We start from the raw sequence: 23556 nt of genomic DNA, 5'->3' as shown, positions 1-23556 counted from the left end.
CCGGGGAAGTCGTGCGGTCTTGCGTGATGCAAAAGCCGGGCGGTGTCCCCTCGCCGAGGGCTCGGTGGCCGGGACCTGTCCCGCCGGTGAAAGCGCCGCCCCGCCTCACAGGAGCGACCGCGCCAGTGCCACCGCGCCCTCGACCGGTGGCACCTCCAGAGGCCTGGCGCGGGCCGTGGGCACCGTTTCGGCCAGGGCGTCGGTGAAGGCGTCGTACAGACCGGGCTGGGACAGCACCGTGCCGCCCGCGACGACCACGTCGTCGACGGCGACCCCGCGGGCGGCGAGCCGGTGGACCAGCAGGGCGAGCGCCCCACCGGCCTCGTCGATCACGGTCCGGGCGAGCGCGGAGCCGTGGGTGGCTGCCGCGAAGACGACCGGGGCGTGCCGGCCCCACTCGGCGGAGACGTCCGTGGCCCGCTCCAGGGCCGCGCCGAGCGCGGGCACTTCGGGTACGTCGAGCGAGGCGATGAGCCCGAGCGCGAGCGCGTCGGGCCCTTCCCCGCGGTCGTGGGCCGCCCACACGGCCCGTGCCGCCTCCCGGACGAGACCGGCGGCGCCGCCCTCGTCGCCGAGGGCCGCGCCCCAGCCGCCCACCTGGACGGCGGTGCCGTCGGGCAGCCGCCCCACCGCCACCGAGCCGGTACCGGCGACCAGGCCGACGCCCTTGTCCAGTCCGGCGGCGGGGACGAGGAGCTGCGCGTCGCCCACCACCAGGGCGGGCGCGTCGACGTACTCCCGGAGCGCGGCGCGTATCCGCTCGCACTGGCGGGGGGTCTCACAGGCGTGCCCGCCGATGGCCACGGAGGAGGGGCGGGCGCCCGCCGGGAGCACGTCGGTGACCAGCGCGGCCAGCCACCGGGCTGCGGCCACCGGGTCGTGCGGCCGCCAGCCGGCGCTGGTACGGATGTGGTCGGCCACGGGGGCCTCGCCCGCGAGCGCGCGCAGATGCGTCTTGGTGCCGCCCACGTCGATGCCGACCACAAGGGGCGCGAAGTCCTGCACGGAACCTCTTTCGTCGTTGCGCTGTTGCTGCGACGGCGGGCGAACCGTGCCTGGATGAGGGGCAGTTGAAGGACTAGGGAAGCCCCGGGACGGGCTTCTGGCGGTGCACGGCAGGCGAGTACCGTGACGTTCGTTAGGAAGTTAACTAACGAAGTAGAGTGCGTCAAGAGCCATCCCTTCGCCGCCTCCGTGGAGACGACCCGTGACGATCCGAGACGATCGATCCGGGAGCGCGGCCCGTCACCCGTTGGGGGAACTGTTGGAACCTGACGTGGCAAGAGCCCCCCGTCTGACCGAGAGCGCCGGTGCGGTGTTCGCCGTCCTGGCCGACGCGGGCCGGGCCACCCGGCCGCAGCTCGCGAGCCTCGCGGGCCTGTCCAAGCCGACGGTGTCCTCGGCCGTCGCGGAACTGGAGGGCGTCCGGCTCGCCGCCCACTCGGGCACGGCCTCCAGCGGCACGGGACGCAACGCCGCCGTCTACCGCCTCGGGCCGGCTGCGGGGGCCGTGCTCGCCGTCGACCTCGGCCCTGCCGTCACCCGGGTCCGGGGCTGCGCGCTGGACGGCACGCTGCTCGCCGAAGCCGCCGGCTCCCGGGCGGACGCCGCCGACGTCGTGCGCGAGGCGCTCGGTGCGCTGCCTGCCGACGCCCCGCTGCGGACCATCGTCGTCGCCGTCGGTGACGTCACCGCGCCGCGCGCGGAGGGCGCGGGGGTGCGACCGGCGACCGCCAAGGCCGGACCCGTCTTCGACGCGGTGGCCGTCGCGCTGCCGCCGGGCGTCCCCGTCCACCTCGAGAACAACGTCAACTGCGCCGCCCTCGCCGAACTGCACGAAGGGGCCGCCCAGGGCCGGAACACTTTCGGCTACCTGCGCATCGGCGTCGGTATCGGCCTCGGCATCGTCGTCGGCGGCCAGGTGCTGCGCGGAGCGAACGGCGCCGCGGGTGAGCTGGCCCGGCTGCCCTACCCGTGGGACGACGACCGGGAACCCCGCCACGAGGGCCTGGAGGAGTACATCGGGGCGCAGTCACTGCTGCGGCGCGCGGCCGAGGCCTGGCCGGACGGCGACGGGCCGTGCCCGGCCACCGCCGAGGAGCTCTTCGCCCTCGCCGAGCAGGGCCGTGCCGCCGCCCGTGCCGTCGTCGACCGTCATGCCGTGGACGTGGGCCGGCTGGCCGCCGCCGTGACGGCCGTACTGGACCCGGGGCTGGTCGTGCTGGGCGGCAGCACCGGCGCGTACCCACAGCTCCTGCACGGGGTCCGGGCAGAACTCGCCCGGCTGAGCTGGCCCACCGAAGTCGTCAGCAGCACGGTCGGCGATCTCGGGACCGTCGTCGGGGCCGCCCGCCTGGCGGTTTCCCGAGGAGTCCAAACCGTGACCCAGGTCGCGGAGACCAAGGATTGACGGCTTCCAACTCGATCTGCCAATGTCCGGACAAGCGCTTTCTGAGTCGGCCGGGACGCCGACTCCGGGTGAGCCTTCCGCCCGCACACGACGTACGGCAGACGCACGAGGGCGTGCTTGTGCGACGCCGGCCGACAGGGCCGGGGACCCCACCCGTCAAGGCGACGCGGCCGGGCGAGGCCGTGCCTCCGGAAAGCGAAATTTCCTGCAAAATGCACCCGTGCCGCCTCGGCTGGCGCCGTGCTTCTTCCGCTACGAAGAAAAGGGATCGAAGATGATCAGTGTGGGTGTGCGGCGCTCCCGCCGACTCGGCCGCGGTGGTATACGCCGCGTGGTTCCTCTCGCTGCCGTGGCCACGGCAGGTGCTCTGCTGCTCTCCGCCTGCGGGTCGGGTTCCGACTCGGGCGGTACCTCCAAGTCGCTGACGTTCTGGATCTCCACGGTCCCTGGGCAGGACGCGGGCTGGAAGAAGATGGTGTCGCAGTACAAGAAGGACACCGGCGTCACCGTCAAGCTCGTCAACATCCCCTACGACGGATACCCGACGAAGCTGCACAACGCCGCCCAGGCGAACTCCCTGCCCGACGTTGCGGCCGTGCCGGCGCTGGACCCGATCTGGTCGAGCAAGCTGATCGACCTCAGCTCCATAGCCGACAGGAAGAGCAACAAGATCAACGCAAACTTCCTGGCCAAGGACTCGTCCGGGAAGGTGCTGTCCATTCCCTCGGACGTCACCGCGTCGGGCCTGTTCATCAACAAGACGCTGTTCAAGAAGGCCGGCGTCTCCTTCCCGACCTCGCCGCAGAAGACCTGGACCTGGACCGAGTTCATCAAGGCGGCGAACAAGGTCCGTGAGAAGACCGGCGCCAAGTACTCCCTGACCTTCGACCAGTCGCCGTCCCGGCTGCGCGCCATGGTCTACGAGATGGGCGGGAAGTACGTCCACGCGGACTCCTCCGGCACATTCTCGGTGGACGCGGCGACCAAGAAGGCCGTGAACACCTTCGTCGGATGGAACGACAACAAGACCATGCCGAAGTCGGTGTGGACCAGCGGCGCCGACCCGTCCGCCATGTTCCAGAGCGGTGACGTGGTCGCCTACTGGTCCGGCGTGTGGCAGATCGCCGCCTTCTCCGAGAGCATCAAGAAGTTCGACTGGGCCAGCGTCCCCACTCCCGCCCAGCCGGTACAGGCCAGTGACGTCAACAGCGGCGGCATGATGGTCGGCTTCAACAACAACGGTGACGCGGCCACCGCCGCGAAGAAGTTCCTGTCCTGGATCTACGAGCCCGACCACTACCGCGTGCTGTGCGAGGCCTCCGGATTCCTGCCGGTCGAGAACGGTCTGAACCCCAAGTACCCCTTCACCTCCGAGGCGGCACAGGCGGCGTTCAAGCTGTACAACGAGTCGATCCCGCTGTACGCCCCGATCTCCGGCTACTTCAACAGCGCGCAGACGCGGTGGGTGCTGAACGGCAAGAGCCTCACCGAGGACCCGACCAAGACGGAGCTCGGCAAGGCGATCAACGGCCAGCAGTCGCCCGGCAAGGCCCTGGAGAACATCGTGGCCGGCTACAACCAGCAGGTCGGCGGCGGATCGTAGGCCGCGGGGCCGGGCGGCGGGCGTGACACACCGCTGCCGCCCGGCGCTGGACGCGCCCCGCGATTCCGGGCTCATGGGTGAGCCCGCCTGCAAACCCTTCCACCAGCACGGAGTCAGGAAGATGACAAAACGCGCCTCGGACGTGTCCGCGAGCCCGCCCAGGAGAGGCAGTAAGTACACCCTTGCGCCGCTCGTCCTCATCGCGGCCAACGTCGTGCTCTTCGCGTTGTTCTTCGTCTGGCCGGCGGTGATCGGGCTCCTCTACTCCTTCACGAACTACACGGGCGTGGGGGTGTTCCAGTGGGTCGGACTGGACAACTACCACAACCTGTTCGGGGACTCCACGTTCTACGACGCGCTGAGCCGGACCCTGCTGTACACCGTCCTGTTCGTCCCGCTGAACTTCGCGCTCTCGCTGCTCGCCGCCAACCTGGTGGTGAACAAGCACGCCAAGGGCTCGTCGGTCGCCCGAGTCATCTTCTTCATACCGTGGCTGCTGTCGCCCATCGTCGTCGGCGTCCTGTGGCGGTGGCTGTTCGGTGAGAACTTCGGGCTGGTCAACTACGTCATCGAGAAGTTCGGCGGCGGGGCCGTCCCGTGGCAGTCGAACGCGGACCTGTCGCTGCTGGTGGTGGTGATGGCGGCGGCCTGGGCGTGGACGGGCTTCACGATGCTGCTGTTCATCGCGGCGATCAAGAACGTCCCGGTGTCGTACTACGAGGCGGCCGAGCTCGACGGCGCCGGTTCGTGGCGCAAGTTCGTCAGCATCACGCTGCCGAGCATCGCGCCCACCTCGTTCATCGTCATCCTGCTCAACACGATCAACGCCATGAAGGAATACCCGGTGTTCGTCGCCCTCAACAACGGCGGACCCGGAACGTCGAACAACCTGCTGGTCCAGTACATCTACGAGACCGGCTTCAAACGGGGCCAGATCGGCTACGCGAGCGCCGCGTCGTTCGTGCTCATGCTCATCCTGATGGCCGTCGCGATCATCCAGCTGATCGTCAACCGGCGGGTGGAGAACCGATGACAACCACAGACATGCCACGCCCGCTCGACGCCGACGCCGAACAGCCCGTGGCCGGGAAGAGGCCCCGCAACCCGGCCACCGGCGGGCTGCGGCGGGCGGTGCCCGCGACGACCCTGCTCTGGATCCTGGCGTGCCTGTACGGTCTGCCGGTGCTGTGGTTCATCCTCAGCTCCCTCAAGCCGTCCAGCGACCTGTTCTCCTATCCGCTGACGCTGGTCCCGCACAACCCCACGCTGTCGGGGTTCAAGGCGGCGTGGGACAGTGCCAACTTCTCCCAGTACTTCATCAACACGGCCATCGTGTGTGTGATCACGACGATCCTCACGGTGGGGGTCAGCTGCTGCACCGGGTACGCGCTGGCCAAGTACGACAACAGGTGGCTCAAGGTCTTCTTCATCTGCATCCTGGCCACCACGATGCTGCCGTCCGAGGTCATGCTCGCCCCGGAGTTCCTGGTGGTCCGCAACCTCGGCCTCTACAACTCGTTCGCCGGCATCATCCTCCCGGCCGTGCTCACCGCGACCGGATGCTTCATGTTCCGCCAGTTCTTCCTGACGGTGCCCGACGAACTCGTGGAGGCCGCACGCATCGACGGCGCCAAGGAGCTGTCGATCTTCCTGCGGATCATGGTGCCGCTCTCCCGGCCCATCATGCTGACCCTCGCCATCCTGTCCTTCCAGTGGCGCTGGAACGACTACATCTGGCCGCTGCTGATGCTCAACGACCCCGAGAAGTTCACCGTGCAGATCGGCATCCAGAGCATCGTCGGCGCGCAGAACATCAACTGGTCGGTACTGCTCGGCGCATCGGTCATCTCCATGATCCCCCTGATCGCCATCTTCCTGGTCTTCCAGCGCTACGTCATGGGCGCCGACATCAACGCCGGACTGAAGGACTGACCTTGCCCACCCCGCTCGACCACGAGTTCCTCCGTGCGGTGGCCGGTGCCGCCGACCGGGAGGCCGCCCCGCTGGCAGCCGCGTCCGACGCGGAACCCGCAGGCCTGGCCCACCGCACCCTGGCCCGCCGGGTGAAGACGCTGATCGCGGCCTACCGGTCCCCGGACTCGGCCCTGCACGGCAGCGCGCGGGCCGTCGCCGCCGCGACGACCCATCTGCGCGCCCTGCGGGCCGCGCAGACCGCCACCGGCCTGTTCGCCGGCGGTGACAACGTGCAGTCCCCGCCGGACTCCGCGTTCACCGTCAACGACGTGTGTGACGCGCATGTGCTGGCCGCCGGCGCGGGCCCGGAACTGCGCGACGTCACGGCCGCCCTCGCCGAGATCGCCCGCGCCGCCTCGGGCAGTCTCCTGACCGGCGGCGTGCACACCCCGAACCACCGCTGGGAGCTGTGCGCGGCGCTGGCCCGGCTGCACCGGTCGTTCCCCGACGACCGGCTCCGCGACCGCGTCGAGGAGTGGCTCTCGGAGGGCGTCGACATCGACGCGGAGGGCCTGTACTCGGAGCGCAGCGCCAACTACGCCGCCCATGTGTCCAACCCGTCGCTGCTGCTGCTCGCCGACGTGCTCGACCGCGCCGACCTGCGGGACGCCGTCGAACGCAATCTCGCCGCGACCCTGGACCTCATCGCGCCGGACGGCACGGTGGAGACCCTCCTGTCGCGACGGCAGGACCAGCACCGGCCGTTCCCGCTGGCGCCCTACCTGCCGCACTACCGGCTGCTGGCGATCCGCACCGGCCGGGGCGACTTCAGCCGGGCCGCGCGGCTGGCGGCGGCCGGCGGCATCGACGACCCCGACCTGCTCGCCGGGACCCTCCTCACCCCCGACCTGTGCCACCCGCTGCCGGCCCCCGCCGCCCGGACACCGCCCCGCGAGCGGTACTTCACCACCGCGCGCCTCGCCGTACGCGCCTCGGCCACCGCGCACACGGTGGTGTACGGCGGCTCCGACGTGCCCGCGCACCGGCGCATCCGCTCGGGCCTCGCCTGCAATCCCACCTTCATGCGCCTGTTCGCCGGCGACGCGGTCCTCGACGCGGTCCGCCTCTCCCGGGGATTCTTCGACCTGGGCCCGTTCCGCGCCGCCGAGGTGCAGCGGCCCGCCGACCACCGGTACCGGCTGACCGAGACCCTCACGGCCGCCTACTACCAGCCGCTGCCCCTGCAGCTGCGGCGGGACGACGCCGCGTACCGCGTGACGGACGAGGGACGCTTCTGCGCTGCGATGTCCTTCGCGGACCGGCCCCGGGACGAGATCTCCCACACCACCCGCGTCGAGGTGGACCTGCGGGAGGACGGCGCCGACCTGCGGATCGGCCTCAGCGGACCACGGGTGCCCTGGGCCCTCGAACTGACCTTCCGGCCCGGTGGCGTACCCGAGGGCGCCGCGCCGCTCGGCGAGGGGCGCTGGTGCCTGACGACCGGGCCGGTGACCTACCGGGTCGGTGACGACGAGATCAGCATCGAGGCCGACGTCGAGGCGGGCGAACCGCTGGCCGGACCGGACCGCAGCGACCTGCTGGGGTACGACCCCGGACAGGACTACGCGGTGGTCGGCGGCACCGACGCGACGACGGGGAACCGCGTCTACCTCGGTGGACACGGCCCGCAGACGCTGACTCTCGCCCTGCGCGCCCACCGGGCCGCACCCGCCGCGTGACACGGACGGCCCACGCGGCGGCCACGCCGGACGTCACCGGGGGTGGCGCGCGTGCCGCTCCTGCGGGTCGGCGGCCCGGGTCCGGACGGGCGGTGCCTGGGCCGCGAGCTCCCTGAGGGGATCACCGCTCAGCCTGCACACCTTCCACTCCTCCAGGAGCTCGACCCCGAGCGACGTGTAGAAGTCGATCGTCGGAGTGTTCCAGGCCAGGACCCACCACTCGAAGCGGTCGTAACCGTTGCGCCGGCACGTGGCCGCGAGGGCGGCGAGCAGAGCCTTGCCGTGGCCCGCGCCCCGGGCGTGCGGACGGACGTAGAGGTCCTCCAGGTGCATGCCGCGGGTGCCCGTCCAGGTCGAGAAGCGCGGGAACCACAGGGCGTAGCCCACCACCTCACCCGTGCCGTCGTCCTCGGCGATCAGGGCGACGGCCGCGGGGTGCTCACCGAACAGAGCCTCGCGCAGCTGCTCCCCGGTGGCCCGGGCCTGCTCCTCCGCCCTTTCGTACGCGGCGAGTTCGCGGATCATCGCGCGGATCTCGGAGATGTCGTCCAGGGTGGCGGATCGGATCATGCGGCAGATCATGCCCCATGGCAGAACGGCGCACGGAGCCGGCCTGCGTGCACGCCCGACGGGTCGTCAGGCCCGCTGGCACGGCATCGCCGGCTCCGGCACCACCAGGTCCGCCCGCCCCCGGGTCGTCGCGACCAGCTCGGCGTTGCGCTCGTCCGAGCGGGACACCCACGCCACCGCCTCCTCGTGCGTCTTGCCGAACCGCTCGTGGCGGGCGACCAGGCGGCGGACACGCTCGCCCTCGGGCAGCTCGCAGAACCACACCTCGTCGAGGAGGGAACGCACGCGCGGCCAGGAACCGGTGTGCAGGAGAAGGTAGTTGCCCTCGGTGACGACCAGTCGGGCGCTCGGCGGCACCGGGATGGCACCCGCGATCGGCTGCTCCAGGACCCGTTCGAAGCCGGGCGCGTAGACGACGTCGTCGCCGGGCTCGTCGCGCAGCCGCCGCAGCAGGGCCGCGTACCCCGCCACGTCGAACGTCTCGGGTGCTCCCTTGCGGTCCCGGAGGCCGAGGCGCTCCAGCTCGGCGTCGGCGAGGTGGAAGCCGTCCATGGGGACGTGCGCGACCCAGGGGTCACCCGTGCCGTTCAACTCCCGCACCAGGTGCTCGGCGAGCGTCGACTTTCCGGAGCCGGGACTGCCCGCGATCCCGAGGATCGCACGGCCGCCGTCCCGGGGGAGCGCACGGGCGCGGTGAAGGAGGTCGTCGAAGGTGAGCGGCACAGGGAGAGTCTGTCACCCTGGCCCTGCTCGCACGCCGGACGTCCCGCCCCCTCGCGCCCCCGGCATGTGGCGTGCGCCACTCACTGGAACATCTCCGCAGGGGGAACCGGTCCTGTATGACGCAGCTCGGTCTTCCCGAAAGCATCCACGCCTGTCTGTTCGACCTCGACGGCGTCGTCACCAAGACAGCCGTCGTGCACGCGGCCGCCTGGAAGGAGATGTTCGACGCCTTCCTGCGCGAGCGCGACGGCGCGGACTTCCGGCCGTTCGACGCGGCGGACTACGACGAGTACGTCGACGGGCGGCCACGCGCCGACGGCGTGCGCACGTTCCTCGCCTCCCGCGGCATCGACCTGCCCGACGGCGACCCCGACGACCCGCCGGGCGCCGAGACCGTGCACGGCCTGGGCAACCGCAAGAACGAGCTGGTCCTCGAGAAGATCCGCACCGACGGCGTGGAGGCCTACGACGGCACCCTGCGCTACCTGGAGGCCGTCCGCGCCCACGGACTGAGCACCGCCATCGTCTCCTCCAGCGCCAACTGCCGCGACGTGCTCCGCTCGATCGGCGCCGAGCACTTCTTCGACGTACGCATCGACGGCGTCGTCGCCGCCGAGCGCAAGCTGCCCGGCAAGCCGCACCCCGACACCTTCCTGGCCGCCGCCGAGGACCTCGGCGTCGAACCCTCCGAGGCGGCCGTCTTCGAGGACGCCCTGGCCGGCATGGACGCGGGCCGCGCGGGCCGGTTCGGATACGTCGTCGGAGTCGACCGGGTCGGGCAGACCGACGCGCTGTACCGGCACGGCGCGGACATCGTCGTGCAGGACCTCGCCGAACTGGGGGACACGCAGTGATCACACAGCGGGCGTACGACGTCGAGCCCTGGACCGTCCGAGAGAGGGAACTCAACCTCGACGTCCTCGCGCAGAGCGAGTCCGTCTTCGCCCTGTCCAACGGGCACGTCGGCTGGCGCGGCAACCTCGACGAGGGCGAACCGCACGGCCTGCCCGGCTCCTACCTCAACGGCGTCCACGAACTGCACCCGCTGCCGTACGCCGAGGCCGGCTACGGCTACCCCGAGTCCGGCCAGACCTCCATCAACGTCACCAACGGCAAGGTGGTGCGCCTCCTGGTCGACGACGAGCCGTTCGACCTGCGCTACGGTCGGCTCGTCACCCATGAGCGCACGCTCGACCTGCGGCGGGGCGTCCTGGAACGGGTCTGCGAGTGGACCAGCCCGGCCGGTTCGACCGTCCGGGTGCGCTCCACGCGGCTGGTGTCCCTCACCCAGCGCGCGATAGCCGCCGTGGCGTACGAGGTGGAACCGGTCGACAGCCGCACCCGCGTGGTCGTCCAGTCGGAACTCGTCACCAACGAGAGCCTGCCCGAGCCGGACGGCGATCCCCGTGCCGCCAAGGCACTGAAATCGCCGCTGGAGCCGGAGGAGGACCTCGCCGAGGGCAGCAGGCTGCGGCTGGTCCACCGCACCCGCCGCAGCGGCCTCAGGGTCGCCGTGGCCGCCGACCACACCGTCACCGGTCCCGAACGGACCACCACCAGCAGCGAGAGCAACGTGGACGTGGCCCGGCTGACCATCACCTCCGTCCTGGAGCCGGGGGAGCGGCTGCGCGTGGAGAAGCTGGTCGCGCACGGCTGGTCCGCGGTCCGCTCCCGGCCCGCGATGAGCGACCAGGTCGAGGCCGCCCTCGCCGCGGCCGGACACAGCGGCTGGCAGGGACTCCTTCAGGACCAGAAGGCGTACCTCGACGACTTCTGGGCGCGCGCCGACGTCGAGATCGACGGCGACGAGGAGATCCAGCAAGCCGTCCGCTTCGCGCTCTTCCACGTCCTCCAGGCCGGTGCCCGGGCCGAACAGCGTGCCATCCCTGCCAAGGGACTCACCGGCTCCGGCTACGACGGCCACGCCTTCTGGGATTCCGAGGCGTTCGTGCTGCCGCTGCTGACCTACACCGCGCCGAAGGCCGCCGCCGAGGCCCTGCGCTGGCGCCTCGACACCCTGCCCGCCGCCCGGGAACGCGCGACCCAACTGGGCCTGCGCGGAGCCGCGTTCCCGTGGCGCACCATCGAGGGCTCGGAGGGCTCCGCGTACTGGCCGGCCGGCACGGCGGCCTTCCACGTGGGCGCCGACATCGCCGACGCCGTCGTCCGCTACGTGGCCGTCACCGGCGACGAGACCTTCGAACGCGAGGTCGGCGTGGAGCTGCTCGTGGAGACCGCCCGCCTGTGGCGCTCCCTCGGCCACCACGACGACCGGGGCACCTTCCACATCGACGGCGTCACCGGACCGGACGAGTACAGCGCCATCGCCGACGACAACACGTACACCAACCTCATGGCCCGGGCGAACCTGCTGGCCGCCGCCGACGTCTGCAAGCGCCATCCCGACAAGGCCGCGCGGCTCGGCGCCGACGACGAGGAGACGGCCGCCTGGCGGGCCGCCGCAGAGGCCATGAACGTCCCCTACAACGACGAACTCGGCGTCCACGAGCAGCACTCGGGCTTCACCCGCTACCAGCGCTGGGACTTCGACCGCACCGGCCCGGACCAGTACCCCCTGATGCTGCACTTCCCCTACTTCGACCTGTACCGCAAGCAGGTCGTCAAACAGGCGGACCTGGTGCTGGCGATGTACACCTGCGGCGCCTTCTTCGAGGAGTTCTTCGACGAGGAACAGATCGCCCGCAACTTCGCCTACTACGAGCCGCTGACCGTCCGCGACTCCTCCCTGTCCGCCTGCGTCCAGGCCGTCATGGCCGCCCGGTCCGGCCATCTCGACCTGGCCGCCGACTACACGGCCGAGGCCGCGCTGATGGACCTCGGCGACCTGGAGCACAACACCCGCGACGGACTGCACATCGCCTCGCTGGCCGGCACCTGGATGGCGCTGGTCGCCGGGTTCGGCGGCATGCGCTGCAGCGACGGCGCCCTGCGGTTCGCGCCCCGCCTCCCCGGGCGCTACCGCCGGCTCGCCTTCACCGTGGGCTTCCTCGGCCGGTGCCTGCGCGTGGAGGTGACCGCCGACCGGGCCACCTACACCCTGAACTCCGGACAGCCCCTGACCATCCACCACCACGGGAGCGAACTGACGGTGAGCGAGGACGCCCCCGTCTCCCGGCCCGTCCCCGAGCTGACCCACCGCCCCGCCCCGAGCCAGCCGCCGCACCGCGCCCCGCACACCCGCTGACCCGCATCCGCGGGTCAGGCACTTGGCCCAGCTCCGCCCTGCACCCCCCGGCCCCGCGGGTTAGCTTGATCGGGATTTCCGATCGACGGGGAAGGGGCGGACCATGCCCGACGGCGCGATCTCCATCCTCGTACGGAGGCGAGGACGCGACCAGGCGGCCACGACGCGTGCCCTCCGCGGTCAGCGCGGCACGCCGTCCCTCGCCGCCCTGGCCGCCGTCTTCGCCCTCGCGCAACTCGTCCTCGTCCGGCCCGTCCTCGGTCTGGGCTGGGACGAGATCGTCTACGTCAGCCAGGTCACCACGCACCACCCCGCGGCCTTCTTCAGCGCCCCCCGCTCCCGCGGCGTCTCGCTGCTGGTCGCGCCGGTCGCGTCCTGGTCGGCGTCCGTCCCGCTGCTGCGCGTCTACCTCGCCCTGCTGTCCGGCCTCGCCCTCTACCTGGCCCTGCGTGCCTGGCGGGGGCTGTTCCCCACCCGTGTCCTGGTCGTCGCCGGGGCCCTCTTCGCCTCCCTGTGGGTGACCCTCTTCTACGGTCCGCAGGCCATGCCCAACTACTGGGTGGCGATCGGCGCCCTGATCGGCGTCGGCTGCTTCCTGCGGGCGCGGGCGGAACGCTGCTCCTCAAGGGCCCTGTGGGGTCTCGCGGCGGGCGGCGCGCTCATGGCGTGGATGCGGCCCACCGACGCCGTGTACGCGGCCGTGCCGCTGCTCGTCCTCGCCCTCGTGCGCCGCCACTGGCGTCCGCTGCTCGTGCTCGCGGCGGGCCTCGCGGCGGGCGCCGTCCCCTGGGTGATCGAGGCGTACCTGAGCCACGGCGGCCTGGGGGCGCGGCTGGCGGAGGCGTCCCGGATCCAGGGCGGACTGGGCTGGCAGATCGCCGTCGACGACCAGCTGCGCAGCCTGGGCGGCCGGGCCCTGTGCCGGCCGTGCACCGGGTCGATGCCCAGCCCCCTGGTCACCGTCTGGTGGTTCGCCCTGCCCGTCCTGGCCGTGCTCGGGCTGGTCGTCGCAGCCCGGGCGCGCCGCCTGGAACGGACCCTGGTGCCGCTGGCCTGTGCGACCACCGCCGCCCTGCCGTACCTCTTCATGATCGGCTACGCGGCCCCGCGCTTCCTCCAGCCCACCTACGCGTTGCTCGCGATCCCGGTCGCCGACGCGCTGTGGCACCTGGTCAGAAGCCCGGGCGGGGCATGGCGCCCGGTGGCCGCCCCTCTTGTCGCGCTCGCCCTGGCCGGGCATCTCGCGGCCCAGCTCGCCGTGCTGGACGGTGCCGTGTCCCGTAACACCGAGAGCCGCCGCGACTGGGCGCGCACCGCGGACACCCTGCACCGGCTCGGCGTCCGCCCGCCCTGCCTGCTCACCGGCCACGAAGCCATCCCCCTCGCCTACTACACCGGCTGCTCCTCGGGGGCGACGTCCGGGAACAACGAGAACATGACGGTCGCCGGCGTCCTGCGCACCGCGGACCGCCTCCCGGTCGCCCACCTCGCGGCGGCCGGCGACGCCCCGGCCCGTTACGCCCGTTCCTGGCCCGTCCACCGCATCTCGGACCTGGACGTCCGCGTCGCACCCGGCCCCTGAGACCCCGTACTGCGTTTCCCGCCCGTCCGGCTCAGGTAGGAGTCGGTTGACGGTCACGATCGAGGGGGGGAACGGCATGGCGGCGAGCGAGCACGAGGGCAGACTGGGGGAGGAGTTCTTCACTCCCGGCTGCTCGTCCTTCTCGGAGTTCCTGGCGGCCCACCGGCCCGAACTGCTGAGCACCCGGCGCGTCCTCCCGGACGGCGTCCGCGCCGAGGGCGCCCCGCACGGCACGACGGTGCTGGCCCTCACCTACCGGGAGGGCGTGCTCATCGCGGGCGACCGGCGGGCCACGATGGGCAACCTCATCGCCCAGCGCGACCTGGAGAAGGTGCACGCCGCGGACGACCACTGCGCGGTGGCCTTCGCGGGCACGGTTGGGCTCGCGGTGGACATGGTGAAGCTGTATCAGGTCGAGCTGGCGCACTTCGAGAAGATCGAGGGCATCCCCATGACCCTCTCCGGGAAGGCGACCCGGCTGGCCACCCTGATCCGGAACAACCTGGGCCAGGCCATGCAGGGCCTCGCCGTCGTCCCGCTGCTCGCCGGGTACGACCCCGACGCCCCTGAGGGCGCAAACGGCCGTATCTTCTCCTTCGACGTCGTCGGCGGCCGCTACGAGAAGTCCGGCTTCCACGCGGAGGGCTCCGGATCGCCGTATGCCCGGGGCGCGTTGAAGAAGCTGTTCCGCCCCGGCATGACGCGCCGCGAGGCGGCCCTGACGGCCCTGCAGGCGCTGTACGACGCGGCCGACGACGACTCCGCCACCGGCGGCCCCGACCTCACCCGCCGTATCTACCCGGTCGTCTCGGTCATCACCGAGGGCGGCTTCGAGCGGCTGTCCGAGGCGGAGACGGAGGGGCTCAGCCGGGAGATGGTCGAGCGCCGCCGCACCCGGCCGGACGGACCGAACGCCGAGGTCTGACAGCGGACGGCTCCATCCGCCGGCCGGCGGAGTTTTCGGTTCCATGGGCAAGACCTGTCACGGGCTTTACTGCACATTGATTGCAGGTGCCCAATGATGGCGGGAGGCTGCCACCGCGGCCGCCCGTCCCACGGAAAGACCTTCCCCCCGATGACGGCCGCCCCTGAGTCCACTCCGCACCTCCCCGCCCAGTGGACCAGGGCCGGGGGGATGGCAGCCGTCATCCTGGCGCACGCTCACGCCCCCGGCCGCAGCTCCTTGCGCCACTTGATGATCTGTTTCTCCGCGTCGCCCGTGTACGACCAGGGAGTGCGGGTCGCACGGGAGCCCAGCATGCCCAGCAGGACACCCGCGATGTCCGTGGCGCCCGCGGAACAGGCCGCGTGGGCCAGGTAGTTGAAGTCGCGGAGTTCGCCGGGCGCGATGCCGGTCTCCCTCCGGCCCATCACCCAGCGCTGCCAGGTCCGCCGCAGGTCGCTCGTCGCGCCGTCGTGATTCCAGTGCTGTGAGAGGCCGACGGCGGAGTGCCTGCCCTGTGCCGCGTCCAGGGCGAAGCGGTACTCCTCTACCCGGGCGTACTGCACCAGCACCGGCAGCGAACAGCCCGGGGGCGCCACTCCGGCGGCGTCCCGGGCGAAGTCGTACATCAGGCCGTGGGTGCCGTGCCAGCGCGCCGAGTAGTAGTGCAGCACCTGGAGGTGCCCCTCGACGCTGTACGGGTCCCGCCCGTGCAACTCGTCCCACCAGCGCCCCAGTTCCTGTCGGCGCACGCCGGTCGGGTACAGGCGGGCCACCGAGATCAGCGACACCCAGGGGGTCGGATCCTCCGGGTACGCCTCCGCCGCCGTCAGGCACGCCAGCACCGCGGCGTCCACGCGCTGCTGGTCGATCGGCACGCCCCGCCCCGCCGCGATGGCCACGTTGAAGGTGCGGGCCGTCTCCGTCGCCGCCCGCAGCACCAGCGCGTCCGCGCTGTGCGGATCGGCCGAGAGCCACGACTCCACCGTCGAACTGCCCGCGCACACCTGCGCGAGCTGCCGGATCCGGTGCCCACGGGCCACCCAGTCGCGGCCGGTGCCGGCCAGCAGGTCCCGCAGTCCCTGCCAGCGGCCGATCACGACGTCCTGGCGGGCGGTGGTGAGCTCGGTGTCCCCGCAGTCGGGGTCGAAGTCGGGAGTGAAACCGCGTCTGAGCCCGCGTGCCATCGACGTGCCCCTCAGAAGTCGGTGGACAGACCTTCGTGGACCCGGACGTGCGCGTCCCGTTCGTCAGGGACGTAGTCCGTCTCGACCGCCCGCGAGGCGTCGAGTTTCGCGGGCCGGTAGTAGTCGCTGCCCTGCCTCCAGTACCAGAGCATCGGTACCAGTCCGGCCGCGAGCCCGCCGATGCCGATCGCGATCGCGGCGCCGCTCAGCTCACCCAGCGACTCGACGAACACCCAGAACATGAACAGGGCACCGCACAGCGGCCACAGACCGCCGAAGACGAAGTGGGCGGGGGACTTCAGCAGCGTCTTCCGGTATGCGACGACCACCGCGAGCCCCGCGAGACCGTAGTAGACGGCGATCTGCAGGCCGATCGCCGAGATGGCGTCGGAGAGGATCTCGCCCACCGACCCCAGGGCATTGGAGGCGACGAACATCGCCAGCGCCACCGACCCGACCACCACGATCGCCACCCAGGGCGTGTTCCACCGGCGGTGCACGCGGCCCAGCGCCGACGGCATCGTGCGGTCCCGGCCCATCGCGAACAGCGAGCGCGTCACCTGGATCAGCGTCGTCTCCAGCGTGGCGATGGTGGACAGCATCACCGCCACGATCAGCAGCTTGCCGCCCCAGCCCGGCCAGACCTCCTCGCCGAGCACCGCCAGCACGTTCGCGTCGTTCTCCTCGATCTGCTTCGAGGACAGGATCACGTTCACGGCGATGGTGAACACCTCGAACAGCAGGAAGACGATGCCCACCCCGATCAGGCCCGCGAGGCCCGTCGTGCGGCGGCTGTTGCGGGTCTCCTCGCTGAGGTTGCTGGTGACGTCCCAGCCCCAGTAGTAGAACGCGGCGATGAGCGCGCCCGAGGCGAAACCGGCCATGCCGTCGAAGTGGGAGAAGCCGAGCCAGGTCCAGTCGAAGGAGCGGGCGCTGCCCGTGTGGAAGAGGGCGAGCACCGCGAACAGCGCCAGGATGAGCAGCTCGACACCGGACATGACCAGCTGGGCGCGGACCGTCAGCCGGGCACCGCCGAGCACCACGCAGAGCATGATGACGAACCAGGCCGCACCGACCAGCGTCGACAGCGCGGTGTCGTCCGCGAGGCCTTCGTCGAAGAGCGCGAGCGTCATCGATCCGGCGGGCAGCGACCCGGCCACCATGAAGATCGTCGCCGAGATCACCAGCGCCCAGCCGCTGATGAACCCCAGGAACGGGTGGAGCGTGCGCCCCACCCACGAGTAACTGGCGCCCGCGTTCACATCGATCCGGCCGAGGTAGCTGAACGCCAGCGCGATGCCCAGCATGGGAATCGCGCAGTACAGCAGGGCGGCCGGACTCGCCAGCCCCACCGCGCCGACCAGGACGGCGGTGGTCGCGGCCAGCGAATACGCCGGTGCGCTGCCGGCGACCGCCATCACCACGGTGTCGAACGTGCCGAGGACGTTGGCCTGTAGTCCTCTGCCCCTGCTGTAGCTCATGGATGCGCTGCTTTCACTTGTGCGCGACCGGAGGCGGGCAGGCCGTCCCGGCGGCGTTGGGGGTGGGGGAGGAACTCGCCGCCGGACGGAGGGAAGGGTGGCCCCGGGCTCGGTGGCGATGACAAAAGGGGTGGCGGATACCGTGCTGCCGCCGCGTCGGCAACCGGTCACACCGTGTGTGCGAGTGATGATAGTCCCGCTGATTGAGCTTTCAAGATTGACTGGTGGGTAATGTCCGGTCCCGCCACGGCTTTCAGTTCCTGTTGGCCCGCGAGACCTGCGCAGCCCCCTCCCGGCCGGGGTGCGTCCGCCGAGGTTAGAGCCCGCGTATCGGGAAACGCGGAACGGGCAGGCGAGACGAACGAGCCGAGCAGTGGACAGGAAAGGCAGGAGTGATGGGCACGGAACCGATGCGCCCCGAACCGATGGCGGACGACGCGTACCAGCCCACCGGTACCAACGAGGAGCAGGAGGACGCCGCGCCGCTGGACCTGCAGGACGCCGTCGACGAACGGACCTACGACGACATGCTCGACGAGGGCTACTCCCCGCCGGAGAAGCCCCTGGGCGTCACCAAGCGCGGCACCACCGCGGCGGAGCAGCACGAGGGCGAGAGCCTCGACGAACGGCTGGCCCAGGAGGTCCCGGACGTGTCCGCCGAACCCGCCGGGGACGGTGTGGGCGACACCCCGGACAGCGACGGCGAACCGGTGGACCCCGAGGCGGGCACCGCCCGCGCCGGCCGCTTGGTCGCCCCCGACGAGGGGGCCCGTCCCGACACCACGAAGGAGACCGTCGCCTCCGACGTCGGCATCGACGGCGGAGCGGCCGGCGCGGAGGAGGCCGCCGTGCACGTGGTGGAGGAGGACGGCGCGCTGCCCGAGGACGACGGCAGGGTGTGACCCGCCCGCCGGGGCGCGGTCGTCCCCGGCACGCGGAAGGCCACCGGCCCGGCGCGGGGCGTCCGGGTCCGGTGGCCTTCCGCGTGCCCGGCTTTCCGCCCGGGCGATGCCGCGGGGGCGGCTAGGGCAGCAGCTTGTCGAGGGCGGCGGGTCCCTCCGCCGCCAGCTTGCGCTTGGCCCACTCGAGGTTGTGCGGGGTGAGGTCCTTGCCCGAGGCGAGGACGAGGTCCTCCGGCGACACGTCGGTGCCGGTGCGGGCGTGGAGCAGGTGGTCCGGGGTGGCACGGTCCTCGGGGGGCCGGGATGCTGCGGGCTCTGACGTCGACATGTTCTCTGCTCCTAGGGTCCGGATCACTGGGGCGGCCCCGGTGCTGAAAAAAAGGGTCCGCTATCACCATTCCCCTCGGGAGCGCGGCGTGCATCCGGAAGAGCGCGCCCCGGCCCCCGGCACCCCGTTCGGCCGCCCAAGGATGTCGCCGGGCCTTACTCCGGGTGACGGTGGAGTCACGTGTTCCCGCGCCCGACAAGCTCCCGCATGCGTGCACGTGTGACCTTGCGGCCGGCCCGGCCTGCGCCGCCGGCCGCTGTCCTCAGGTCCCGTCCCGCGGCGCCAGCACCAGCATCGTGACGTCGTCCTGTACGTCGGGGCAGTGCCGGACGAGGTCGCTCCAGACCCGCTCGGCCAGCGCGACCGGGTCCTCGTCTGCGAGACCCGGCAGCCGCTCGGCCAGGGGGTAGAAGATCCCTTGCGCGTCTCTGGCCTCGGTCACCCCGTCGGAGGCGAGGAAGAGCCGGTCACCGGCGCGCAGCGGCACCGAGACGACCCGGGGCGGGACCGCCTCCGCGAGGCCGAGACCGAGCGGCGTGCACGGCTCGACGTCCAGCTCCACGGCCCGGCCGTCCCGCAGCAGCAGCGGCCCGGCCTGCCCGCACGCCACGATCCGCACGACCCGGGCGTCGGCCGAGAAGTCGAGCAGCACCGCCGTCGCGAACAGCTCGGCGTGCGGGTCGCCCGCCGAGTCCACCGCCAGCCTCCGGTCCAGCCGGGCCGCCACCGCCTCCGGGTCCGGCTGGTCCAGCACCGCCTCCCGGAACGCCCCCAGCAGCGACGCGACCGTGGCCACGGCCGACAGCCCGTGCCCCTGCACATCGCCCATGACCGCCCGCACGCCGTACGGGCCCGCCCGCACGTCGAAGAAGTCGCCGCCGACCAGCGTCCCGCTCTGCGCGGCCCGGTACAGCCCCGCGCACCGCACCGGTCCGACCCGGTCCGGCAGTGGCGGCACCACGGCCCGCTGCGCGACCTCGGCGACGGCCCGCTCGGTGACCAGCTGCGCGTCCCGCCGGGAGCGGACGTACGACAGCAGCACGCTCAGCACCGAGACGAAGCACACCGTCAGCAGGTCGGTGCTGCCGGGATCGTTGAGGTTGAAGACGGGTACGGTCAGCACGACCACCACCAGCGCGCCGAGCACGGCCGTCGCCACCGGGCCGTGCGCCAGCACGGCCAGCGGCGGGATGGCGCCCAGCAGGAATCCGATGTCGAGCGGCTCCGGACTGATCAGCTCCGCCAGACAGACGCCCGCCAGCAGCGCGGACGGCAGCACCCGGGCCCAGACGGGCGGCGGTGCGCCGCGCAGCCAGCCACGCAGCTCCGGGTCCCGGCGCGCCGGCCGGACGTGCACACTGCTCACACCACCACGCTGCTACGGCCCATCCGCCGCCGCACCCGGGCCCGCGCCGCCGCGCACGGTGAGTGCGCCACCCGGGCGGGAGCGACAGGCGTCGCCCGACCCGCCTCGCCAAGGGCCCGCCGGCCCGGGCGGAAACCGATGGACGGCCCGCCGAAGATCCCGTAGCGTGTGCCGCGCCACGCCCCGACACCGGCAACAGGAGGGCAGAGCCGTGCAGTTCACACCGTTCCCGCGCTCCCTCTCCCTGCCCCGGGCGTGCCTCGACTGACCGACCGGGAGCGCTCCGAGCAGCTTGCGTCCCGGAGGACATCCCATGACCGACGTGGTCATCCGCGCGCTCGACTCGAGCGACGCCGCTCTCTTCGACACCCTGCCCGACCCGCTGGGCGCCCGTGAGGGCCACCGGCTGACCCGGCACCGCGCCGACTGGAAGCGCGTGGCCCTGCGCGACGGCCGCGTCGTCGCCCGCGGCGCCTGGTGGGGCGGCCCCGACGACACCGAGCCCGTCAACATCAACTGGTTCGACGTGGCCGAAGGCGAGGAGGAGGCGGGCGCCGCACTGCTGCGCTCCGCTCCCCGGCAGGTCGAACTGGAACTGAACCTGCCCGCCGGCTGGCGCGACGACCCCGCCCTGCGTGCCGCCGCCGAGACCCGCGGCACCGCCGCCCGCAAGGCGGGCTACCACCTCCTGGCCGAACGCCTCCTGTACCGCTGGACTCCCGACCACGGCCTGCCCGAGCGGCCCGCACGCCTCGAGTTCCGCGCCGAACCCGACGACGCCGTGTTCTTCGACGCGCTGCGCCGCATCCACTCCGCCACCCTCGACGCGCACGCCCTCAAGGCCATCGAGCAGGGCGGCCCCGACCGGGCGGCCCAGGAGGAACTCGACTTCTTCCACTGGTGCCCCTCACCACGCGAGTGGTGGCAGGTCGCGCGCACCCCGCAGGGCGACCTGGCCGGCATCCACATCCCGGCCCACAACCCCTCGGGCCCCTGCGTCGGCTTCATCGGCGTCCTCCCGGAACACCGCGGCCGCGGCTACGCCTTCGACCTCCTGGCGGAGTGCACCCACTTCCTGGTCGAGCAGGGCGCGGACTTCGTCGCCGCCGCCACGGACCAGGGCAACGTCCCCATGGCGGTGAACTTCGCCAAGGCCGGCTACCCGGTGGTGAAGGAGCGGCTAAACTTCGCCCCGGCGTAGCGCCGGGCCGCCCCGCGGACTCACTGGTCCAGCTGCTCCTGCACCGCGGCGAGGATCTCCGTCACCCGCAGGCCGAACGCCGCGTCGCAGGCGTGCCGGCGACCGGTCCGGGCGGCGCCGAGCAGCGCGTCCGCGGCCCGCTTCAGCGCGGGCACCGCTCCGTCGGAGCCGTCCGGCAGCGCGGCCACCCCGGCCTCCCCCCGCAGCTCTACGGCGGCACCGGCTGCGGCGGGCGGTGCCGTCAGGCTCAGGGTGAGGGTGCTCGACGCGCCGCCCGCGTGATCGAGGACGACATGCGCCGTGTCCCCGGGCCCGTACGCCGCCGCCGTCACGTGCCGCACGTCGCCGAGGACCGGCAGCAGCACGGACAGGGCGTGCGGGCCGACGTCCCACAGGGCGCCCTTCTCGCGCCGCCACGGCGTCGCGAAGGGGCTCTCGCTGGTGAACACCGCCCCGAGCCACTCGGCCCGCGCCGTGAACCAGCCCGGCACCGCCGCCTGCTCGGCGATCCACGCCGCCGGTCCGGGCTGGAAGCGGGTCGTGAAGAACACGACCGAGGCGACACCGGACTCCCGGACCGCCTCGACCACGGCCCGTCCCTCCTCGACCGTCGGGGCGAGCGGCTTGTCCAGCAGCAGATGGCACCCGGCCCGCGCCGCCCGCGCGGCGAGTGCGGCCTGCACCTGCGGCGGCAGTGCCACGGCGACGGCGTCCACGTCCGCGAACAGCGCGTCGACGTCATCGTAGGCCGGAACGCCGTACCGCTCGGCCAGTTCCTTCGCGGCCTCCGGACGCCGGCCCCACACACCGGCGAAGTCCAGCTCCCGGTGCCCGCTCAACGCGGGGGCGTGGGCCATCCGGGCCCAGGGTCCGGTACCGAGCAGTCCTATGCGCATGCCTGCCGCCTCTCCACGCTGCCGGGACGACGAGCGTGCCACACGGGAACGGCCGACGGGCACCAGGGGCGGGCAACAAGAAAGGCGAGGAGCCCTCTCCTCGCCTGTCTCAAGCCATAGCCCACGGGGGCCTTGCGGCAAGGCTCCCCGGCTGCCGCAAAATGTCCGGCCTGAGCCCAGGACCTGCGGAAACGGGAGCATGACGTGACCCCCGCGACCACGAGCGCGTTCGACCTTCCCGACCGCCTCGCGCACAAGGCCGACCCGGCGTCGATCGCCGCGGACACACGGCACTTCGCGGCCATCGCCGACTGCCTGGAGCAGTCGATCGCCGACCTGTCCGACCGGCTGGAGGCCGCGCGCCGGGCCCACGGCGGCAACGGCAGGCACGCCGCCCAGCGGGAGGGCATGGCCGGTGTCGTCGACAACCTGCTGGAGGCGCACAGCTACGACGACGGCGAAGGCGTGCTGGTGATGCTGCACGGCCAGGACATGCGCAACTCACTGGTCGACGACAGCGCCCTGCCCACCGCCGACCCCGACCGGCTCGCCGGGCCGTTCGTGCACATCGTGGTGGACGAGGCGCAGGAACTGACGGACGCGGAACGGCAGATGCTGCTGCGGCGCTGTCCGTCCCGCAGCTTCACCGTCGTCGGGGACCGGACCCAGGCCCGGCACGGGTTCACGGAGTCGTGGCGGGAACGCCTGGAGCGGGTCGGTCTGGACCGGATCGAGAGGGCGTCCCTGAGCATCAAAGGACGCCAACGTGCCGACGTCGATCCGCAGCGGCGGCGTCCCCGTTTGTCACGGGTCCGCCGCGGAGCTGACGTCCGTCCTCGACGCTCGTCGACCCGGAGTCCTTCGGCGACGGCGTCGAGGCGCCGTCGACCACTACGTGGCGACGACCCGGGCGACACGGGAGCTGGTGATCCTGAGGAGCTCCTGATTCCTCCGGGACCGGCCCGCTCAGCTCTCCGTGCTGATGTTGACCATCCAGGGGACCCCGAAGCGGTCGGTGCACATGCCGAACACGTCGCCCCACATCTGCTTCTCCAGCGGCACCGACACCGAACCGCCCTCGGACAGCTTCTCCCAGTAGCCGCGCAGCTCGGCGTCGTCGTCGCCGCTCAGACTCACGGAGAAGGGACTGCCCTGTGCGGACTCCGTGCCCGGCGGATTGTCGGCGCCCATCAGGGTGAAGCCGCTGGGCGTCTCCAGCATGCCGTGCATGATCTTGTCGGCGTTCGGGGCGTCCGGCTGCCCGAACTGACCGTAGCTGTTGAGGTCCAGGGTGCCGCCGAAGACCTCCTTGTAGAACTCCATCGCCTGCCGGGCGTCACCGTTGAAGGTGAGGTACGGGTTGAGACGCGAGGCCATGAAAACCTCCCAGAAAGGGGCGAAAGGTCGCTTTCGCGCAGCGTAGCGCCAGGCACGGACGACGTCGCGTCGAACCCGCCACGCCCCGGGCGGGGTCGAGCGCCGCCGCTGCCGGTCCCGTGGCCAACT

General features: G+C 72.1%; 20 protein-coding genes and 1 pseudogene. 12 read left to right on the top strand and 9 right to left on the bottom strand.

Features of this window, described 5'->3' with window-relative positions:
* Positions 1-105: 105 nt before the first annotated feature.
* The gene (locus ACFZDI_RS12975) at positions 106-1005 is read right to left on the bottom strand and encodes a BadF/BadG/BcrA/BcrD ATPase family protein (RefSeq protein ID WP_391250071.1); all 900 of its coding nucleotides are present in this window, start codon (positions 1003-1005) and stop codon (positions 106-108) included.
* A 271-nt stretch (positions 1006-1276) separates the two neighbouring features.
* Between ACFZDI_RS12975 and ACFZDI_RS12970 the strand changes: the two genes are divergently transcribed.
* The 5 genes from ACFZDI_RS12970 to ACFZDI_RS12950 all read left to right on the top strand — a co-directional run bounded on the left by ACFZDI_RS12970 (position 1277) and on the right by ACFZDI_RS12950 (position 7666).
* The gene (locus ACFZDI_RS12970; RefSeq protein WP_391250069.1) at positions 1277-2410 is read left to right on the top strand and encodes an ROK family protein; all 1134 of its coding nucleotides are present in this window, start codon (positions 1277-1279) and stop codon (positions 2408-2410) included.
* Positions 2411-2684: 274 nt separating this feature from the next.
* On the top strand, positions 2685-4013 hold the full coding sequence (locus ACFZDI_RS12965; protein ID WP_391251096.1) for an extracellular solute-binding protein: 1329 nt from the start codon (positions 2685-2687) through the stop codon (positions 4011-4013).
* Positions 4014-4134: 121 nt separating this feature from the next.
* Positions 4135-5046 carry an ABC transporter permease subunit gene (locus ACFZDI_RS12960; protein WP_391250067.1) on the top strand — a complete coding sequence of 304 codons (912 nt, stop codon included), beginning with the start codon at positions 4135-4137 and terminating at the stop codon, positions 5044-5046.
* Positions 5043-5945 carry an ABC transporter permease subunit gene (locus tag ACFZDI_RS12955; protein WP_391250065.1) on the top strand — a complete coding sequence of 301 codons (903 nt, stop codon included), beginning with the start codon at positions 5043-5045 and terminating at the stop codon, positions 5943-5945. The genes ACFZDI_RS12960 and ACFZDI_RS12955 overlap by 4 nt, the downstream gene beginning before the upstream one ends.
* Before the next feature lie 2 nt (positions 5946-5947).
* Positions 5948-7666, top strand: a complete 1719-nt coding sequence (locus tag ACFZDI_RS12950; protein ID WP_391250063.1) for a hypothetical protein — start codon at positions 5948-5950, stop codon at positions 7664-7666.
* 33 nt (positions 7667-7699) lie between these two features.
* On the opposite strand, the gene ACFZDI_RS12945 is transcribed toward ACFZDI_RS12950, so the two are convergent.
* Both ACFZDI_RS12945 and ACFZDI_RS12940 read right to left on the bottom strand, forming a co-directional pair.
* Positions 7700-8236 carry a GNAT family N-acetyltransferase gene (locus ACFZDI_RS12945; RefSeq protein ID WP_391250061.1) on the bottom strand — a complete coding sequence of 179 codons (537 nt, stop codon included), beginning with the start codon at positions 8234-8236 and terminating at the stop codon, positions 7700-7702.
* A gap of 66 nt (positions 8237-8302) precedes the next feature.
* On the bottom strand, positions 8303-8959 hold the full coding sequence (locus tag ACFZDI_RS12940) for a nucleoside/nucleotide kinase family protein (protein ID WP_391250059.1): 657 nt from the start codon (positions 8957-8959) through the stop codon (positions 8303-8305).
* Between the two features lie 116 nt (positions 8960-9075).
* On the opposite strand from ACFZDI_RS12940, the gene ACFZDI_RS12935 reads away from it, so the two are divergent.
* The 4 genes from ACFZDI_RS12935 (at position 9076) to prcB (ending at position 14671) form a co-directional block, all read left to right on the top strand.
* Positions 9076-9813, top strand: coding sequence for a beta-phosphoglucomutase family hydrolase (locus ACFZDI_RS12935; protein WP_391250057.1), 738 nt, complete (start codon positions 9076-9078; stop codon positions 9811-9813).
* Positions 9810-12164, top strand: coding sequence for a glycosyl hydrolase family 65 protein (locus ACFZDI_RS12930; protein ID WP_391250055.1), 2355 nt, complete (start codon positions 9810-9812; stop codon positions 12162-12164). The genes ACFZDI_RS12935 and ACFZDI_RS12930 overlap by 4 nt, the downstream gene beginning before the upstream one ends.
* Before the next feature lie 103 nt (positions 12165-12267).
* Entirely contained in the window at positions 12268-13746 is a 1479-nt protein-coding gene (locus ACFZDI_RS12925) for a hypothetical protein (RefSeq protein ID WP_391250053.1), read from the top strand.
* Between the two features lie 76 nt (positions 13747-13822).
* The gene (gene prcB, locus ACFZDI_RS12920; RefSeq protein WP_391251095.1) at positions 13823-14671 is read left to right on the top strand and encodes a proteasome subunit beta; all 849 of its coding nucleotides are present in this window, start codon (positions 13823-13825) and stop codon (positions 14669-14671) included.
* 236 nt (positions 14672-14907) lie between these two features.
* Here prcB and ACFZDI_RS12915 read toward each other — a convergent pair whose 3' ends face one another.
* On the bottom strand, positions 14908-15876 hold the full coding sequence (locus ACFZDI_RS12915) for a hypothetical protein (RefSeq protein ID WP_234848346.1): 969 nt from the start codon (positions 15874-15876) through the stop codon (positions 14908-14910).
* Between the two features lie 11 nt (positions 15877-15887).
* On the bottom strand, positions 15888-17357 hold the full coding sequence (locus ACFZDI_RS12910; RefSeq protein ID WP_234848345.1) for an APC family permease: 1470 nt from the start codon (positions 17355-17357) through the stop codon (positions 15888-15890).
* A gap of 410 nt (positions 17358-17767) precedes the next feature.
* Here ACFZDI_RS12910 and ACFZDI_RS12905 point away from each other — a divergent pair, with 410 nt between their 5' ends.
* Complete coding sequence (locus ACFZDI_RS12905) at positions 17768-18259, top strand: DUF5709 domain-containing protein (RefSeq protein ID WP_234848350.1); 492 nt, start codon at positions 17768-17770, stop codon at positions 18257-18259.
* A gap of 121 nt (positions 18260-18380) precedes the next feature.
* Here the strand turns inward: ACFZDI_RS12905 and ACFZDI_RS12900 are convergent, their stop codons facing one another.
* Positions 18381-18587: a hypothetical protein gene (locus tag ACFZDI_RS12900; RefSeq protein WP_234848344.1), complete on the bottom strand. Its 207-nt coding sequence runs from the start codon at positions 18585-18587 to the stop codon at positions 18381-18383.
* Positions 18588-18849: 262 nt separating this feature from the next.
* Positions 18850-19953 carry a SpoIIE family protein phosphatase gene (locus ACFZDI_RS12895; RefSeq protein ID WP_391250050.1) on the bottom strand — a complete coding sequence of 368 codons (1104 nt, stop codon included), beginning with the start codon at positions 19951-19953 and terminating at the stop codon, positions 18850-18852.
* A gap of 313 nt (positions 19954-20266) precedes the next feature.
* On the opposite strand from ACFZDI_RS12895, the gene ACFZDI_RS12890 reads away from it, so the two are divergent.
* Entirely contained in the window at positions 20267-21154 is an 888-nt protein-coding gene (locus ACFZDI_RS12890; RefSeq protein WP_391250047.1) for a GNAT family N-acetyltransferase, read from the top strand.
* A gap of 20 nt (positions 21155-21174) precedes the next feature.
* On the opposite strand, the gene ACFZDI_RS12885 is transcribed toward ACFZDI_RS12890, so the two are convergent.
* Complete coding sequence (locus tag ACFZDI_RS12885; protein WP_391250045.1) at positions 21175-22050, bottom strand: Gfo/Idh/MocA family oxidoreductase; 876 nt, start codon at positions 22048-22050, stop codon at positions 21175-21177.
* A 351-nt stretch (positions 22051-22401) separates the two neighbouring features.
* On the opposite strand from ACFZDI_RS12885, the pseudogene ACFZDI_RS12880 reads away from it, so the two are divergent.
* Positions 22402-22996: pseudogene (locus tag ACFZDI_RS12880) on the top strand (AAA family ATPase); the annotation flags it as partial.
* A 20-nt stretch (positions 22997-23016) separates the two neighbouring features.
* Here the strand turns inward: ACFZDI_RS12880 and ACFZDI_RS12875 are convergent.
* Entirely contained in the window at positions 23017-23427 is a 411-nt protein-coding gene (locus ACFZDI_RS12875) for a VOC family protein (RefSeq protein ID WP_234848341.1), read from the bottom strand.
* Positions 23428-23556 lie beyond the last annotated feature (129 nt).

The sequence above is a fragment of the Streptomyces sp. NPDC007907 genome, from assembly GCF_042959365.1.
In the GTDB taxonomy this organism is placed as follows: Bacteria; Actinomycetota; Actinomycetes; order Streptomycetales; family Streptomycetaceae; genus Streptomyces; species Streptomyces indiaensis.
Note: the sequence above shows the minus strand (reverse complement) of the source record. Positions and strands in the feature narration are given on the sequence as shown.